Origin of the sequence: Pseudomonas sp. LjRoot277 (assembly GCF_964253845.1) — a bacterium.
Lineage (GTDB): Bacteria > Pseudomonadota > Gammaproteobacteria > Pseudomonadales > Pseudomonadaceae > Aquipseudomonas.
Genome location: NZ_CAXURI020000001.1, coordinates 5,572,835 through 5,589,234, shown reverse-complemented (window position 1 = coordinate 5,589,234; position 16,400 = coordinate 5,572,835). Strand labels below are relative to the sequence as shown.

Sequence of the window (16,400 nt, the reverse complement as noted above, 5' to 3'; positions counted from 1 at the left end):
CTGATGATTCCTTGGCTTGGGGGCCTGTGTGTCGTTGCGCATCGTTCACGTGGCTGCGGATGAAGAGGGCTTCACCGACCCCAGATACCGGACGAAGGCGTCCGGCTCCACGGCTTTGCTGAAGTAGAAACCCTGGCCTTCCTCGCATTGATGGGCCTTGAGGAAATCCAGTTGTTCGAGGGTTTCCACTCCTTCGGCAATGATGGTCAGCTTGAGGCTCCGGCCCAGGCTGATGATGGCGCTGACCAGCGCGGCGTCGTTGCTGTCGCTGCTTAAACCGCGAATGAACGACTGGTCGATTTTCAGCACGTCGATGGGAAAACGCCTCAAGTAGCTCAGGCTGGAATAACCGGTACCGAAGTCATCGATGGCCAGTCGCACGCCCATCACCTTGAGCCGGGTCAGAGCGTTCACCGTGGTTTCGACGTTCTGCATCAACACGCCTTCGGTGATCTCGAGCTCCAGCAAGGCCGGTTCCAGACCCGTTTGTTTGAGTGTCTGTTCGATGCCGTCGACAAAGTCCCGCTGACGGAAATCGATGGCCGACATGTTCACCGACATACAGATCTTCGGCAGCCCCGCGGCCTGCCAGGCGCAGGCTTGTCGGCACGCCTCGGCCAGCACCCACTTGCTCAACGGCACGATCAAACCGCTGTCTTCGGCCACACTGATGAAATCCGAGGGGTAGACCAGGCCGTGCCCCGGTTTTTGCCAGCGAATCAACGCCTCGGCCCCGACCACCTGGCCACTGCCCAGGTCCAGTTTGGGCTGGTAATGCAGGACAAATTCGTTGCGTTCCAGTGCCAGGCGAATGCCGCTCTCGATGCTTTGCTGATCCCGGGCGCGCTGGTTCATCTCGTCGATGAAAAAACTGAAATCGTTCGGGCCGTTTTCCTTGACGTTGCGCATCGCGGTTTCGGCTTTCTTGATCAGCGCGATGGCATCGAAGCCGTCGTCCGGGTAAATGCTGATGCCCAGGCTGGCGGTGACGCTCAGGTCATGGCCGGCGATGTGCTGGGGCGCGCGGATGGCGTTCAAGAGTTTTTCGGCGATGCCCTTGGTCTGCTGGGGATGGCGGACGTCGGCGAGGATCACCACGAATTCATCGGAGCCATAGCGGAACACCGAGTCGGACTCGCGCACCGTCGCCACCAGATTGCGCCCGACCTGTTTAAGCATTTCGTCCCCGGCCGGATGGCCCAGGGCATTGTTGATGCGCTTGAAGCGATCGAGGCCCAGAAACATCACGGCCAGTTGCTTGTCATGACGCCGGGACAGGGCCAGGGACTGGTTCAACCGGTCACCGAGCAAGGTGCTGTTGGGCAGTTCGGTCAGTACGTCGTACTGCAACAGGTGCGACACCTTGAGCAATTCGTGGACCCGTGCCTCGATGGTTTGCTCCAGGTTCAGGACCTTCATTGCCGCGTCCTGCGCCATCTGCCATTTCCACGTCAGGGCACTGGCCATCTGGCGGATTTCCAGGCTGTCGAAAGGTTTTTTCAGCACCAGCAACTGGTCACCGAACTCCAGCCGTTCGGCCATGTCTTCCCAGGTGTAATCGGAAAAAGCCGTGCACAACGCGATTTGCAGGTGAGGATCGGCCTTCCACAGTTGTTCGATGGTTTCCAGGCCGTCCCAGCCCGGTGGCATGCGCATGTCGGTGAACGCCATGGCATAGGGGCGACCTTCGGCCCGTGCGCGCGTGACCAGTTCGAGGGCTTCCCGGCCCTGGTAGGCCGAGTCAAGCTGGAATGTCAGCCGATCAAGCTGCACGGTGCCGAACAGGGCTTCTTCAGCGCCGGTCAGGGTCTGTTCACATTCAATCTCAGGGCCGAGGATCTTGCGAAAATCCTCATGAATCGAGGGTGTGTCGTCGATGATCAGGATGCGCCGGTTGGTCCGCACGAAAGGTGTTTTCATCCTTTGTCCTCCCTGGCGCGTGGCGGGTTGTCCTGGATCGGCCCGATGTCATGATTCGGGGGCACGATGCTGCCGGCCTTCAGCAGTTCGGCGGCCTGCTGGCTGCTGACCGCTTTGCTGAAGAAGTAACCCTGGGCGTTCATCGGTGAACCGGTGGCCATCAGCGAGCTGCGCTGCTCCTGGGTTTCGACGCCCTCGGCAATGATGCCGATCCCGACGTCACGGGCGAAGTTGATGATGGCGCGCAGGGTATTCGCGCTGGCCGGATCGCGGGCGGCGGTGTCGATGAAGGCCTGCGCGAGTTTCAGGTGATTGACCTGGTAGGTCTTGAGGTAGTCGAACGAGGAATACTCGGTGCCGAAGTCGTCGATGGCGATCTTCACCCCCAGCTCACGCAGGCGCGGCAGCACATCGTTGTGGGTCCATTTGGTCTGGGCCAGCGTCGCTTCGGTGACGTCGAAGCGCAGGTCCCAGGGGCAGAGTTCCCAGCGCGCAGTGGTGCGCAGCACGTCATAGATCAGTTCGGGACCACTCTTGAGTTGGGCCAGGGACAGCTTGATCGCAATCACCGGCGGCGCCATGCCTTCGTCACGCCATTGGCGCATTTGCTGGCAGGCTCGATCCAGCACCCAGTGACCGAGTGCGACGATGGTGCCGGTTTTTTCCGCGGCGGGCAGGAACGCCGGGGCTTCCAGTAAACCGCGCTCAGGGTGGTTCCAGCTGACTTGAGCTTCCATGCCGAGGATTTTGCCGCTGCTCAGGTCCACTTCCGGCCAGTAATGCAGTTCGAGTTCCTGGTGTTCGATGGCCGCTCTCAAGTCGCTGGCGATGGTCATGCGTTCGACCACCTCCTGATTGATCTCCTCGGAATGGAAGTGGTACTGGTTACGGCCCTTTTCCTTGGAGCGATACAGCGCCATATCGGCCTGGGTCAGCAGACCGTCGGCGCTGGTGCTTTCCGGGGTACAGCTGCTGATGCCGATACTCACCGAGACCCGCACATCATTGCCGGCCAGGGAGTAGGGCAGTACCAACGTATCGCGGATCTTGGCGGCCAGGGCTGCGGATTGGGTCGGGTCACCGACCTCCAGCTGCAAGATCGCGAACTCGTCACCGCCGAGGCGGGCAACCACATCGTTTTCGCGCACGCAGTCCTTGATCCGGCGGGAAACCTCTTGCAGCAACAGGTCGCCCACCGGATGGCCGAGGGTATCGTTGATGCGTTTGAAGTGATCCAGGTCCAGGTAAAACATGGCGAACGGTGCCGCCCCCCGACGCGCAGAGGCGAATGCCTGGTGCAACCGCTCGATCAGCGTCGCACGGTTGGCCAGCCCGGTCAGCCCGTCGGTGCGGGCCAGCAGGGCGATTTTCTCTTCGGCCAGTTTGCGTTCAGTGATGTCGATGATGATGCCTTCGACTTCCAGCAAACGGCCTTCATCGTCGCGCACCGGGATGTAGCGGTTTTCGACCCAGCGCCAGGCTCCTTCGCCAGTGCGCATACGGAATTCGATGGAAGCGCCCGCCGCATGACGGTCCAGCACCCGGGCCATGGCGGTGTCGACCTTCGATTGGTCGTCGGGATGGATCAGTTCCTGGGCCCAGTTGGCCGAGGCGACCAGTTTCGCCGCGACATGACCGTATTTGGTGATGTTGTGCGAGATATACATCAACGGAAACGACGGCTCGCCGCGCAACCGATACAGAATGGTGGGGCTGTTCTGCACGATGATGTTGGCGTCGGACAGCTCTCGGGTGCGTTCTTCGACCGCCTGTTCGAGCAGCGACATCTTCAGCTCTGCGTCTTCGGTCATTTGCCACTTGGCCGTCAATGCGCTGGCCATCTGGCGGATTTCGATGGCATCGAAGGGTTTTTTCAGAATCAGCAGGCGATCGCCCAGTTCCAGGCGTTCGTCGATGTCTTCCCAGGAATAGTCGGAATAGGCGGTGCAAAGCGCCACTTGCAGCTTGGGATCGACCTGCCACAGCCGTTCGATGGTTTCCAGCCCGTCCCAGCCCGGCGGCATGCGCATGTCGATGAAGGCCATCGCATAGGGCATGTCATTGGCCAGCGCCGTCTCGACCTTGTCCAGGGCTTCGAGGCCCTGAAACGCCGAGTCGAGCACGAAGCTTTGCAGCGACAGCGCCGCAGGGGTGCCGAACAGGGCATTTTCGGCGCTGATCAGGCTGTCGTCATCGATCGATGGCGGACTGAGGATCTTGGCGAAGTCCGCATGAATCGAGGCTGTGTCATCGACGATAAGAATCCGCCGGTTGGTCCGTGCCAGCAGCGTATTTATCGACATACGCCAGTACCGGCAGCAGTTTGATGCGGTGTACTCATAGAAGGGGCTTCCTTTCCCTGATCACCTGGCCGAACGTACAGATTTGGATCCGAGTCAGCTGAGCATAGTCGCCTGTCCAGCACTTCGCGCAACTCAATGAGCTGAATCATTTCCGTTGGCGGGCTGAAAATCATCTAGCCTGTAGGTCAGGCTCCGGCAATAGGGGATGTTTGCCTCGGGGCCTGCCACAACGATGTGCCCGTTTCACTTGAGGTGACGCCATGGAAGAGCAACTCCCCACGACTTTGAACGATAAACCCAAGGTGCTGCTGGTCGATGATGAGGAGTCAATCCTCAACAGCCTGCGTCGCCTGTTACGCGGCCAGCCCTACGAGGTGCTGCTGGCCACCAGCGGTGCCCAGGCGCTGGAGATCATGAGGCAACAGTCCATCGACCTGGTGATGAGCGATGCGCGCATGCCCAATATGGACGGCGCGACGCTACTGGCTCACATCCAGCAGCGCTACCCCGACACCATCCGGATCATGCTGACCGGTTATGCCGACCCGTCGGCCATTATCAAAGCCATCAATGAAGGGCAGATTCATCGTTATATCAGCAAGCCCTGGCACGATGAGGAAATGCTGCTGACGTTGCGACAATCGCTCACCTATCAGCATTCCGAGCGTGAACGGTTGCGCCTGGTGCAGGAGACGTGGGATCAGAACGAGAAATTGAAACTGCTCAATGCCACCCTGGAAAAACATGTCGCCTCCCGCACTGCGGAACTCCAGCAGACCGCCGACATGCTCGACCTGGCCTACGAAGAGCTCAAGCACAGCTATGTCACCGGCACCGAGGTGTTCTCGCTACTGGCCAACCTGCGCCTGCCCCCTGCCAAACAGACCAACCGCCAGATCATCGAACTGGTGCGGGTCTACTGCAAACTTCATGGCGTGGACGAGGGCACCAGTCGCGACCTGACCATGGCCGCGGCGCTCTACAACATCGGCAAGCTGAGCTGGACCGACAGCATGATAACCGCGCCCGCGGACCTGCTGCATCACAGCGATCGGGAGCGCTATCGCGGTTATCCCAAGCAGAGCGAGTCGCTGTTGATGACGCTCGAGCCGATGAAGGATGCCGCCCGTCTGATTCTTCATCATCAGGAGCGCTGGGATGGCAGCGGCTTCCCCGACCGGCTCAGGGGCGAGGCGATTCCGTTCGGCTCACGGTTGCTGAAACTCGCGGTGGATTTCATCGAGTTGCAGCGCGGGCTGATCCTCGAGCGGCAGATGAACAGCGATGAAGCGCTGGTCTACATCCGCAGCTATGCCGGGCGACTCTACGATCCCGAGTTGGTGGAGGATTTCATCCAGGTGTGTGCCGCGTACTTGAGCGACATCTCGCTGGTCGATCCGTCGATCAAGGTGCTGACCACACGCGAGTTGGTGGCGGGCATGATCCTGGCGCGCAACCTCAATGCCGACAACGGCATGCTGCTGCTCAATGCCGGCAAGGTGTTGAATGGGCCGCTGGTGGAGAAGTTGATCGCCTTCGAAGCCATGGAAGGCGCGAAATACAGCATTTTCGTGAAGGTGCCGGAAGACGTTGCGGTTCTCGAGACGAGTTGAGTGCTTCAGGTTCAGCATTGACCCCTGTGGGAGCGGGCTTGCTCGCGAAAGCGGTTTTTCATTCAATATTGATGTTGACTGGCCCGCCGCCTTCGCGAGCAAGCCCGCTCCCACAGGGGATTTTCGGATGTCTGCAGAGATTTTTCGGCGTGACGAGGCGCCGACTCTCATGTGATCCTTGCGCCTTTTCCCAAGGACGATCCTGATCCATGACCCTTTCATCCGCTGCTTCGCCCCGCCTCATCCGCATCGCCGCTGCCCTGTTGATCGGCCCGGATGGTCGCACGCTGTTGGTTCGCAAGCGCGGCACCAAAGCGTTCATGCAGCCGGGGGGCAAGATCGAAGCCCATGAGCAACCGGTCCACGCGCTGGCCCGTGAACTGGAAGAAGAGTTGGGCCTGGTCATCGATCCGGTACACGCCACTTATCTCGGGCAATTCTCGGCACCGGCCGCCAATGAGCCGGGTTTTACCGTCCAGGCCGAACTCTTTCAGCTGACCATCGATTCAGACGTATCGCCTGCGGCGGAGATTGAAGAGGTGCGCTGGATCGACCCGGCCACCGACGGCAATGTCACGCTGGCGCCATTGACACGGGACCTGATCCTGCCGTTTTATCGAACCTCATTAACGATCGCCTGATCATTTCCCTAACGCTGATTTCATAAGAGCAAGGACTGCCCATGATTCCGCTTCAAGACTTGCTGATTTTCGCCGCTGCCGCATTGCTGATGGTGCTGACGCCGGGGCCGAACATGATTTACCTGATCTCCCGTTCGATCTGCCAGGGGCGTAAGGCAGGTGTGACCTCGTTGCTCGGTGTGGTCGCGGGTTTTTTCGTGCACCTGTTCGCGGCCGCTGCCGGTTTGACTGCGGTGTTTCTGGCGGTGCCGATGGCCTACGAAGTGCTGAAGTGGGCTGGCGCGCTGTACCTGATATGGTTGGCCTGGCAAGCCGTCAAACCGGGTGCGCGTTCACCGTTCGAAGCGCAACAGTTGCCGCCGGACTCGTTGCGCAAACTGATCACCATGGGTTTTCTCACCAGTGCGCTGAACCCGAAGATCGCCGTGTTTTATTTGTCGGTGTTTCCGCAGTTCATCACGCCTGAGCATGGCTCGGTGTTCACTCAAAGCATCACGCTGGGTCTGACTCAGATCAGCGTCAGTTTCAGCGTCAATCTGCTGATCGCGCTGTTCGCCGCGGGCATCGCCTCCTGGTTCGTCAACAACCCGAGCTGGCTGGCGGTGCAGCGTTATTTCATGGGGTTTGTGCTGTCGGCGCTGGCGGTGCGACTGATGCTGGAACAACGACGGATGGCTTGAACATGTGGATTGAACGGCTTGATGCCAGTCATGCTCTGGATTATCGGGCGCTGATGCTCGAAGCCTATGACCTGCATCCCCAGGCGTTTACCTCCAGCGTGCGCGAACGCGCCGTGATGCCGTTGAGTTGGTGGGAATCACGCCTGAGCAGCAAGCTGGACGTGGTGTTCGGCGCGTTCGAAAACGGTGAGTTGGTGGGCATCGTCGGCTTGGCCTTCGAGCCTCGGGAAAAGGCCCGGCACAAGGCGACATTGTTTGGCATGTACGTGTCGGGCAAGGTCCGGCAACGCGGGTTCGGTTATCACCTGGTGCAGGCCGCCCTGGCTGAAGCGCAGGACCATAAAGGTCTGAGGTTGATCCAGCTGACCGTCACCGCCGGCAATGACGCCGCGTTCAACCTGTACCAGCGTTGCGGCTTCATCCAGTTTGGCCTCGAACCGCTGGCGGTGCGGGTGGGCGAAGACTACTTCGACAAAATCCACATGTGGCGAGAACTCTAAATCCACCACAATCCCTGTGGGGTGTCAGCGAACGGCGCTGACGCCGTCGAGTGTCGAAAACGATGTGTCCTTGGCCGTCAGCAAGAAATCGCGCATGTACGGCGCATCTAGCATGTCGGCGCGAATCCCGGCGTACAGCGTCGCAAACAAACCTTTCTCGCCCAGCCGCTTGGCCTTCACATAACCCCGTGAGCTGTACTCATGCAGCGCCCAGTGGGGCATGCCACACACGCCGCGACCGCTGGCCACTAATTGCATCATCATCACTGTCAGTTCCGACGTGCGGACCTGCGCCGGTTCGATATCGGCCGGTTCGAGGAAGCGGGTGAAGATGTCCAGTCGATCACGCTCCACCGGGTAGGTGATCAGCGTTTCCGTGAGCAGATCTTCCGGGACGATGTAGGCCTTGCTCGCCAAACGGTGCTGGTTGGCCACCGCGAGCATCGCTTCATAGGTGAACAACGGCACGTAAGTGATCCCGGCCAGTTCCAGCGGGTCGGAGGTTACCACCAGATCCAGATCGCCACGGGCCAGCGCCGGCAGCGGGGCGAAGGAGAACCCTGAGGCCAGGTCCAGTTCGACTTCCGGCCAGGCATCGCGGAACTGGTCGATGGTCGGCATCAGCCACTGAAAGCAACTGTGGCACTCGATCGCCATGTGCAAACGCCCGGCAGTGCCACCGGCCAGCCGCGCGATATCGCGCTCGGCGCCGCGCAGCAATGGCAGAGTGGCGTCGGCCAGTTGCAACAGGCGCAAACCGGCGCTGGTGAAACGCACCGGTTTGGTCTTGCGCACGAACAACGGCATGCCCAGCCGTTCCTCAAGCTCCTTGAACTGATGGGATAGGGCTGACTGCGTCAGGTGCAAGCGGTCGGCGGCATCGACCAGGCTGTCGGCTTCGCGCAAGGCGTGCAGGGTCTTCAGGTGACGGATTTCAAGCACCGGGGGCTCCATGAGGAAAACTTGTGATCAACACGAAAAGGTTGAGTTTGTCTCATGTTGGGTTAGCTGTCGACAATAGGGCCATGTTTTACGGCATCTAATTACAGGGAGAAGCTCATCATGGCTCTGGCACACACACTTGGTTTTCCACGCATCGGCGCGGACCGCGAACTGAAAAAAGCCCTTGAATCCTACTGGAAGGGCGATCTGGATCAGGACGCGCTGAAAAGCGTCGGCCGCCAATTGCGCGCCACCCATTGGCAATTGCAGAAAGACGCTGGCATCGACCTGCTGCCCGTGGGCGACTTCGCCTGGTACGACCAGGTCCTGACCCATTCCTTGACCTTCGGTGTGATCCCCGAGCGTTTCGACAGCGCCAAGGACTCGCGCGGCCTGCCGACCCTCGACACCCTGTTCGCCATGGCCCGTGGCGCCACGACTGCCTGCTGCGGCGGCGAACACAGCAAAGCGCAATACGCCCAGGAACTGACCAAGTGGTTCGACACCAACTACCACTACCTGGTCCCGGAATTCACCGCTGACCAGCAGTTCAAGCTGAGCTGGGAACAGCTGTTCGACGAAGTCGACGAAGCCAAGGCCCTCGGCCACAACGTCAAACCGGTGATCATCGGTCCACTGACTTACCTGTGGCTGGGCAAAGCCAAGGGCAACGACTTCGACAAACTCGACCTACTGGAACGCCTGCTGCCGATCTACGGCGAAATCCTCGGTCGCCTCGCCGCCCAAGGCGTGGAGTGGGTGCAGATCGACGAACCGATCCTGACCCTCGACCTGCCACAGGCCTGGAAAAACGCTTTCGAGCGCGCTTACCACATTCTTCAATACTCGCCGCTGAAAAAACTGGTGGCGACCTACTTCAGCGGCCTGGAGGACAACCTCGGCCTGGCGGTCAGCCTGCCGGTACAAGGCCTGCACATCGACGCCGTGCGTGCGCCGGATCAACTCGGCCAGGTGCTGGACCGTCTGCCGACCTACAAGATTCTCTCGGTGGGCCTGGTCAATGGTCGCAACGTCTGGCGCTGCGAACTGGAGCAAGTGCTCGCTCAACTGCAGCCGGCCCAGGAACGCTTTGGCGACAACCTGTGGGTCAGCAGTTCCTGCTCGTTGCTGCACAGCCCGGTGGACCTGGATCGCGAAGACAAACTCGACCCGGAACTGAAAAGCTGGCTGGCGTTTGCCGTGCAGAAGTGCGGCGAAATCGCCGTGCTGCGCGATGCCCTGAACGACCCGCAATCACCTAAGGTGCAAGCCGCGCTCGCCGAGAGCCGTGCGATTCAGGCCAGTCGCGCCGAGTCACCGCGTATCCACAAAGCCGAAGTACAGGCACGGATAAACGCCATCAGCGACAAGGACAGTCAACGTCATTCGCCGTTCGCCAAACGCATCGAACAGCAACGTGCGCGATTGAAACTGCCGGCCTTCCCGACCACCACCATAGGTTCGTTCCCGCAGACCGGTTCGATCCGTCTGGCACGCCAGGCCTTCAAGCAAGGCAAGCTGTCCGCCAACGATTACACCGACGCCATGCACAGCGAAATCCGCCACGCCGTGCAAGTCCAGGAACGCCTGGGGCTGGACGTGCTGGTACACGGTGAAGCCGAACGCAACGACATGGTCGAATACTTCGCCGAGCAACTGGACGGCTACCTGTTCACCCGCTTCGGTTGGGTGCAGAGCTACGGTTCGCGCTGTGTGAAGCCGGCGATCATCTACGGCGACCTGAGCCGTCCGAACGCCATGACCGTCGACTGGATCACCTATGCCCAGAGCCTGACCGACAAGGTCATGAAAGGCATGCTCACCGGACCCGTGACCATGCTGATGTGGTCGTTCCCGCGTGAAGACGTCTCGCGCAAAATCCAGGCGCAGCAGTTGGCCCTGGCCCTGCGTGACGAAGTGGTGGACCTGGAAGCCGCCGGCATCAAGATCGTGCAGATCGACGAAGCCGCGTTCCGCGAAGGCTTGCCGCTGCGCCGGGCGCAATGGCAGGAATACCTCGACTGGGCGGTGGAAGCTTTCCGTTTGAGCGCCTGCGGTGTGCGTGATGAAACCCAGATCCACACCCACATGTGCTACAGCGAATTCAACGATGTGATCCAGTCCATCGCGGCGATGGACGCCGATGTGATCACCATCGAAACCTCGCGTTCGGACATGGAATTACTCGAGGCTTTCGAAGCGTTCGACTACCCGAACGACATCGGCCCGGGCGTCTACGACATTCACTCGCCACGGGTGCCGGACACGGCCGAAATGGTCAAGTTGATGAGCAAAGCCGTGAAGCGTATTCCAGCCGAGCGGTTGTGGGTCAATCCGGATTGCGGGTTGAAGACTCGGGCGTGGCCTGAGACTGAGGCGGCGTTGGTCAACATGGTGGCGGCGGCGCGGCAATTGAGAAGCCAATTGGCATAAGGTAGCCAAAACGGGAGCGGACAAACCGCTCCCGTTTTTCGTTCTAAACCTGCTCGAAATGTTTGAGTGCCGCTGACTTCTTGCCGATATCGGCATAGGGAAGCGCGGCGTTATCGGCGTGGGTCAGAAATCGGTGTTCCGGCAGTTTCAGATGGGCCTTCTCGAACACATCGAAGGCGGATGCTGCCGTGACATAGTGGAAATGGGCATACCACAGCACCTTGGGAGGCGTTGCAGTCAGATCCCATACTTCGTATTCCTGCAGGTAATCGATTCGACCGTCAGGACGTTTGCCCAGGTTTTTCATTGGGCTCGTTTTGCGTATCTCCACTGCGTTGTGGCGGACCAGGTCATCAAGCATTCCATCGGTAGGTTTTTTAGTACTCAACGACTGCCGTGTGCGCATTTCACGTCCGGTGGTGGTGAGTTCGGTGGCCTTGTCGCGCAGTTGCTGGATGATGGCGTTCTGCGGAGCAACCTCTTCGATGTTGAGCGCTCGGCGGGTCAGCTCGCTGGCCTCGCTGACCATCATGTGTTCCAGATCGACCGGGAGCATGTCTTGAGCCGCGTAGGATTGAACCTTGGCCTTGTAAGACGGCTGTGATTGCAGTCGGCTCTGAGCATCCCCGACCAAAGATCCAAGGTCCCTTTGCACAGGGCGAATTGTCTGTTCCGGCGGGTTCAGCAGGTGAAACTTGCCATTTGAACCTTGTTCCCAAACCTCCTCGAATCCGCCCTGGCCTGTCAGGGAGTATTGGTGCTTTTGGGTCGTCGGTTCCCAGCGCTCCACCCCAATCAGCAATTGATCGTCTTCGGTGGTGAACACTTTTTTGCTGCGTTGTCCGGCAGGGGGCGCGGGAGCCGGCTGACCGATGGCCTTGCGTGCCCGTTCGGCCATTTTCTCGATACCCTCCAACAGTGGCGCCACGGCGTCCAGATGGAAGTGCTGTGGGTAGCTGGTGGTCCAGGCGCTCATGTTGCGGCGAAACTCGCTGTAAAGATCGAGGCTCTCCTGCAATATCTGGTTGCGCTGGGCTCTGGTGGCGGTGACTTCCGGCAGGCTGTATTGAGTGAACAAGGCGCGATCGACTTTGGCCCGCAGATTCTCTGCCCGTCCTTGCAGATAGAACCAGGAGATATCTCGGGTTGTGTCAAAGCGTTTGACGATTTCCAGCAGGTGGCCGGTTCTCAAGTAGAGCAGATTGGCCTCGCTGAGCCGCCCGTTCAACATCATGACTTCGGAGGTCAGTTGCGCCTTGTGGGTGCTAATGGTTATGCGCTCGTACCACACGTTGAGGTCGCGCATCGCAGCATCGATTTGCTCCAGTTCGCGCAGAAAGTCCACACGCACCAATCGGGTTTCTCGCTGCAGACGAAAGCGCTCGCCAATCGCTGTGTCGGGAAGTTCGTCCAGGCGGTCGGTAAAGGCGTCGATCCTGTCGATCAACGGATCGGCTCGGTGATTGGAAAAGTACAGCCGACGCTTGTACCGATCGGCAATCAACACCGCGTCATGGCTTTGCGCGTCTCGCAGTACACGCCGTTTGTTGCCGTGGGTCAGGGGCAACAGGTCAACCAGTGTCTGGTAGTGTCTGCTGGCCAGTTCAATGTCGCCGATACACGCAGCTTCGGTAGCCGGCATCAGTGCCGGGCGGTGTTCTACGGCGCTGGCATTGTACTGTTCAATGGCGGCGTTGGTACGCGCAACCCGGGCATCGAGTTGCGGGGCAAAGTCGTCGGCTGCTTCGGTCAGTGCGTGCTGTCGGCGGAAAGCCTGATCGACCCACCATCGCGGCAGTCGCTCGCGAATGGCGGCCGGCCAGAGCGGATCAAGCGTGTTTGCCAGATGGCCGAGCGCGCCGCCGCCGCCGAGCCCGCCGCCCTCGAAGGTCACCCCGTAGACACCGAAGTAAGTATCCCAACGCCCTGCTTCATCAAGGCCGATGGGTTGTTTGTAGGTTTTGAGATGCGTGCCGGTCAGTCGCCAGTTTCGCGAGTCCGTGCTGCGTTCAACCTGGAAGATGCGTCCCTGGCGAACGATAAAGTCGCCGTCTGCGTGACGGTAGATATTGCGGTAGACCCCGTGAGTCGCCGGTTGCAGGCCGGCCAGGGAGATCGGCTTTCCGTAATCGTAGCCTGCAAAGCGATTGAAACTATGCCGCGCTTGACGCCTTGAGCTCCCTTGCAATGCACCCGCGCTTTTGCCCAATGCTCCGAGCTGACGAATACGCGTTAGCGAGCGAACGCCTTTGACAGACCCGGAGCCGACGGAGGCGCCCGGAAGTATGTCCATGGCCGCATCGATCAATGACAGCAACACCGACTCAATTTCCGCCAGGCCATCACCGACCTCACCGCGCAACAGGGCCGCAACGGCTCGGTTGGCACTGGTCCAGGCATCGTAGAGGGCGATGGCCGAGCCGACAAAGGGCACCACGCCCAACGCCATCTTCATGTAATTGAACGCCCTCGGACCACTGAGCGCGTAGCGCTCCAGATACAAGGCATCGTTGGAACGGGAGGTTCCGCGATGCGCTTCGATCAGGCGCCCCATATGGGCATTGAGCAGATGGGCCGCCAGTGATGTTGTTTTCGGCCAAGACACCCCGACGCCGATCATGGCGTCGAAATGTTTAAGCACGGCCTGATTGATCCGGCTGATATGCGCCGGCACGCTACCCTGCAAGGCGCGTCCCGCCAGGTAACTGACCATTGCGCTGCGCAGGCATAGATTGAACAGGGCCTGGCGAGCTTTCTCCAGGCTGTCGTATCGCCGCAGAAACTGGCCGTCAGGGCTGTCGGGCAGATACAGCAGGGTCATCCCGCTGACCTGTTCTTCAATGAAGCTCACTCCAGACAGGGTGACAGGCCCTTGATTCGGTGTGTCCCTGCCGCCAGCGCTCAAGTACGCCGGCAAGAGCGCAATGCGTTTGCCATCAACGTTCCAGGCCGTCTGAGTGTTGGCATCAATGGCGATGTTCAATACCTGCAACTCATCCTGGCCGATATGTTTCTGCAGATACGCGCACTTGCCCTGTAACTTGAGCATCAAGCGCCAAGGCTCGATCAGGCTTTCTCGTTGATGATCATTGACGAAGGCGGTGTTGTCGATCGAGCCCATGAATGCACGGCGGATCAGATTTTCGTAGGCCTGGGGCAGATCGAGTTCGGGTAGTACCTTGCGCAGGTAAGGCAGGGTGATACCGGTCGTTAGGGTCTGGCGTTCTGTTTCATCATCGGCGGTAACCTTGACCCGCATGAAACCCAGTCGCAGCAACAGGGGCTCCAGACTCATCGACGGCGTGTTGTCGATGTTGAGCTGGGCCAGTTCTTCGAGTGGCATGGTGCTGCGTGTCTTGCTGGGTACCGTCACGAGTTTCTGCGGGGTTCCCGGGGCTGCGCCATCCACCAGATGTTTTTGCAGAGTGACCGAGTCGGGCAGATCAAGGTGTACGTGAAAATGCCCAAGGAGCGAGAAGTCTTTTCGCAGGCGGGCATGCAAATGTTGACGGGTGAATTCGTCACGGCGCGCCAGGGCGATCTCCAGCTGTTCGTGGCTACGGCGCATCGCCAGGATGTAAGCCTCAACCAAAGTCTTGAGTTCAACGCGGTCGAACGCCGATAAGGTGGCCAGCCACTCGGGCAGCAGGGAGAAGAGGGCAGCGCTGCGGCTTTGTTCCAACAGGTGCGAAAAGGCAAGACTTCTAGCGGCCGGCACCGGGACTTGTAAGGTGGCCAACGTTTGTTTGCGTAGCTTTTCCAGTTCCCCTGCACGCTGTAGAACCTGGGCGGCATCGGGATATTGCTGGCGTACTTGCGCTGCCTTTTCTTCGAAATGGGTGGTTTGTTTATTGAGGCTGTATTGCAGCGGGTCGGTACGGATGTTTTTCAGCTGCAAGGCCAGAACCTTATCCTGGTCCTGAATCTTGAACATGTGCCGCTCCAGCTCTGTGCGGTTGGCGAACCGTTGCAAGCCGCCGCCGGTACCGGGCCAGTACAGCAAAAGGCTGTGTGGCGATGCGGCGTCGAGCGGCGCTCGGGTGATGACGAAGGGTCCGTTGAGCTCCTGGGTCAAGACGCCGACATTCGGTTCGGTCAGCGTCAGTGTCAGGCTGGCCGCGGTGATGGTGGCATCGCGATCGGCAGCGAGCGGCGTGTCCAACACCGCTTTGAGCAGGCTTGATTCATCGCTGTTGACCTGTTTAAGGGCCAGTTGAAGCTGGGCCTCGGCACTAAGGCCATCCTTGTGCGCCTGATAAAGCGCGCTGAACTCGCGGTTGAGGGTCACAAAGTCGAAAGTGCGCGACCTGTAAAGCAGTGCGGAGGCAGCTGTGTCGGCGGCTTGCTCTGCCGTCTCGAGCGCCTTCAGTGCCTCTTTGAATTTCTGTTGGCGGTCGCTTTCGAGCACCTCTCCCAATAGCGTTTCGAGCGCATCGCGTTGCTTGTTCAGCGAGGCTTGCCGCTGGGGCCAGGGAATATCGGCAAACAGATTGTCGAATAACGGTTGCTCTTCATCATCAATGCCGTTGTCTGACGGCGGTTCCCCAAGGTCTGGTGGTGAGGCGAAAACGACGGCGTTTGCGTGCTGCGGGTGTAAAAGCAGTTCAGTAATGCCTGCCGTTAGCGGCTGGGAGTTCGCTGTGTATTCGAAGCGCAAGTGATCGTCGGGCAGGCCCGGCGGGATGAGAGCTTGTCGAGACAGCCAGTCCTCCATGTCGCTGCGCTGATTGAAGATCTGGATGGGAACAGGCCGGCAGGGTAGATACAGAAACTGCGCGACGGGCGCCCGATTCCCCACGCTGATGACCCAGGCGGCGGGGAGTTTCAGTGTGCCGCTGTCACTCAGGATCAGGGTCAACTGCTCGGTATGGATGGGTTGATTGTCCAGGCTCAACCCTTCGACGGGAGGGTCGATGATCAACAGCAGCGGCTTCAACTGTTCGGCGCTCAGGGTTCTGCGAGCAAACGCCACTTGAGCGGTTGCCTCGAAATGGTTGCGGTACAACTGACCCGCCTGCTCGCGCCGTGACACCGGCGTACCGGGTGCTCGGGCGTCCCAATAGGCATTCCAGCGTTGGTTGAGCGTTGGTTCGGTTCGCTGGATTCGCAACGGGGCGGCGGCGAACAACGCTTGCAAACCCTGGCTGCTGTCGCGCCAGCGCGCCGAGGCGCTCAGCAACAGGCTTTCATCGGGGTTGTTCATCAGGGGCGGATGGGCCGGTATCACGGTCGGCGGGGAGACGGGCAGGGCGCTGAACGTTCTTTCTTTCATGGCAACGTGGCTCTTGTGCAGGGGAGCGGCGTATCCGCTCTTGAAGAGCGCCATTAAAAGAAACTCGCCACCGTCCATGGCACTACATAGTTATCG

General features: G+C 59.8%; 9 protein-coding genes. 5 read left to right on the top strand and 4 right to left on the bottom strand.

The window, feature by feature from the left end:
• Positions 1-45: 45 nt before the first annotated feature.
• Together ACSQ87_RS26115 and ACSQ87_RS26110 are read right to left on the bottom strand one after the other, a co-directional pair.
• Entirely contained in the window at positions 46-1,920 is a 1,875-nt protein-coding gene (locus ACSQ87_RS26115) for a putative bifunctional diguanylate cyclase/phosphodiesterase (protein WP_436274687.1), read from the bottom strand.
• Entirely contained in the window at positions 1,917-4,223 is a 2,307-nt protein-coding gene (locus ACSQ87_RS26110) for a putative bifunctional diguanylate cyclase/phosphodiesterase (protein ID WP_223433506.1), read from the bottom strand. Before ACSQ87_RS26110 ends, ACSQ87_RS26115 begins: the two co-directional genes overlap by 4 nt.
• Before the next feature lie 260 nt (positions 4,224-4,483).
• Here ACSQ87_RS26110 and ACSQ87_RS26105 point away from each other — a divergent pair, with 260 nt between their 5' ends.
• The 4 genes from ACSQ87_RS26105 (at position 4,484) to ACSQ87_RS26090 (ending at position 7,657) form a co-directional block, all read left to right on the top strand.
• Positions 4,484-5,836, top strand: coding sequence for an HD domain-containing phosphohydrolase (locus ACSQ87_RS26105; protein WP_436274686.1), 1,353 nt, complete (start codon positions 4,484-4,486; stop codon positions 5,834-5,836).
• Positions 5,837-6,045: 209 nt separating this feature from the next.
• The gene (locus tag ACSQ87_RS26100; RefSeq protein WP_223433508.1) at positions 6,046-6,477 is read left to right on the top strand and encodes an NUDIX hydrolase; all 432 of its coding nucleotides are present in this window, start codon (positions 6,046-6,048) and stop codon (positions 6,475-6,477) included.
• A 41-nt stretch (positions 6,478-6,518) separates the two neighbouring features.
• Positions 6,519-7,157 (top strand): LysE family translocator, encoded by a 639-nt coding sequence (locus ACSQ87_RS26095; RefSeq protein ID WP_436274685.1) that lies wholly within the window; start codon positions 6,519-6,521, stop codon positions 7,155-7,157.
• A 2-nt stretch (positions 7,158-7,159) separates the two neighbouring features.
• The gene (locus ACSQ87_RS26090) at positions 7,160-7,657 is read left to right on the top strand and encodes a GNAT family N-acetyltransferase (protein WP_223433509.1); all 498 of its coding nucleotides are present in this window, start codon (positions 7,160-7,162) and stop codon (positions 7,655-7,657) included.
• A 24-nt stretch (positions 7,658-7,681) separates the two neighbouring features.
• Here ACSQ87_RS26090 and metR read toward each other — a convergent pair whose 3' ends face one another.
• Positions 7,682-8,599, bottom strand: coding sequence for a transcriptional regulator MetR (metR, locus tag ACSQ87_RS26085; protein WP_131060908.1), 918 nt, complete (start codon positions 8,597-8,599; stop codon positions 7,682-7,684).
• 120 nt (positions 8,600-8,719) lie between these two features.
• Between metR and metE the strand changes: the two genes are divergently transcribed.
• Positions 8,720-11,032 (top strand): 5-methyltetrahydropteroyltriglutamate--homocysteine S-methyltransferase, encoded by a 2,313-nt coding sequence (gene metE, locus ACSQ87_RS26080; protein ID WP_436274684.1) that lies wholly within the window; start codon positions 8,720-8,722, stop codon positions 11,030-11,032.
• Positions 11,033-11,075: 43 nt separating this feature from the next.
• Here metE and ACSQ87_RS26075 read toward each other — a convergent pair whose 3' ends face one another.
• Complete coding sequence (locus ACSQ87_RS26075; protein ID WP_436274683.1) at positions 11,076-16,304, bottom strand: hypothetical protein; 5,229 nt, start codon at positions 16,302-16,304, stop codon at positions 11,076-11,078.
• Positions 16,305-16,400 lie beyond the last annotated feature (96 nt).

Bases quoted from the DNA above. Each gene is read 5' to 3' on its own strand.
- ACSQ87_RS26115 (WP_436274687.1), bottom strand. From the start codon at position 1,920: ATGAAAACACCTTTCGTGCGGACCAACCGGCGCATCCTGATCATCGAC.
- ACSQ87_RS26110 (WP_223433506.1), bottom strand. From the start codon at position 4,223: ATGTCGATAAATACGCTGCTGGCACGGACCAACCGGCGGATTCTTATC.
- ACSQ87_RS26105 (WP_436274686.1), top strand. From the start codon at position 4,484: ATGGAAGAGCAACTCCCCACGACTTTGAACGATAAACCCAAGGTGCTG.
- ACSQ87_RS26100 (WP_223433508.1), top strand. From the start codon at position 6,046: ATGACCCTTTCATCCGCTGCTTCGCCCCGCCTCATCCGCATCGCCGCT.
- ACSQ87_RS26095 (WP_436274685.1), top strand. From the start codon at position 6,519: ATGATTCCGCTTCAAGACTTGCTGATTTTCGCCGCTGCCGCATTGCTG.
- ACSQ87_RS26090 (WP_223433509.1), top strand. From the start codon at position 7,160: ATGTGGATTGAACGGCTTGATGCCAGTCATGCTCTGGATTATCGGGCG.
- metE (WP_436274684.1), top strand. From the start codon at position 8,720: ATGGCTCTGGCACACACACTTGGTTTTCCACGCATCGGCGCGGACCGC.
- ACSQ87_RS26075 (WP_436274683.1), bottom strand. From the start codon at position 16,304: ATGAAAGAAAGAACGTTCAGCGCCCTGCCCGTCTCCCCGCCGACCGTG.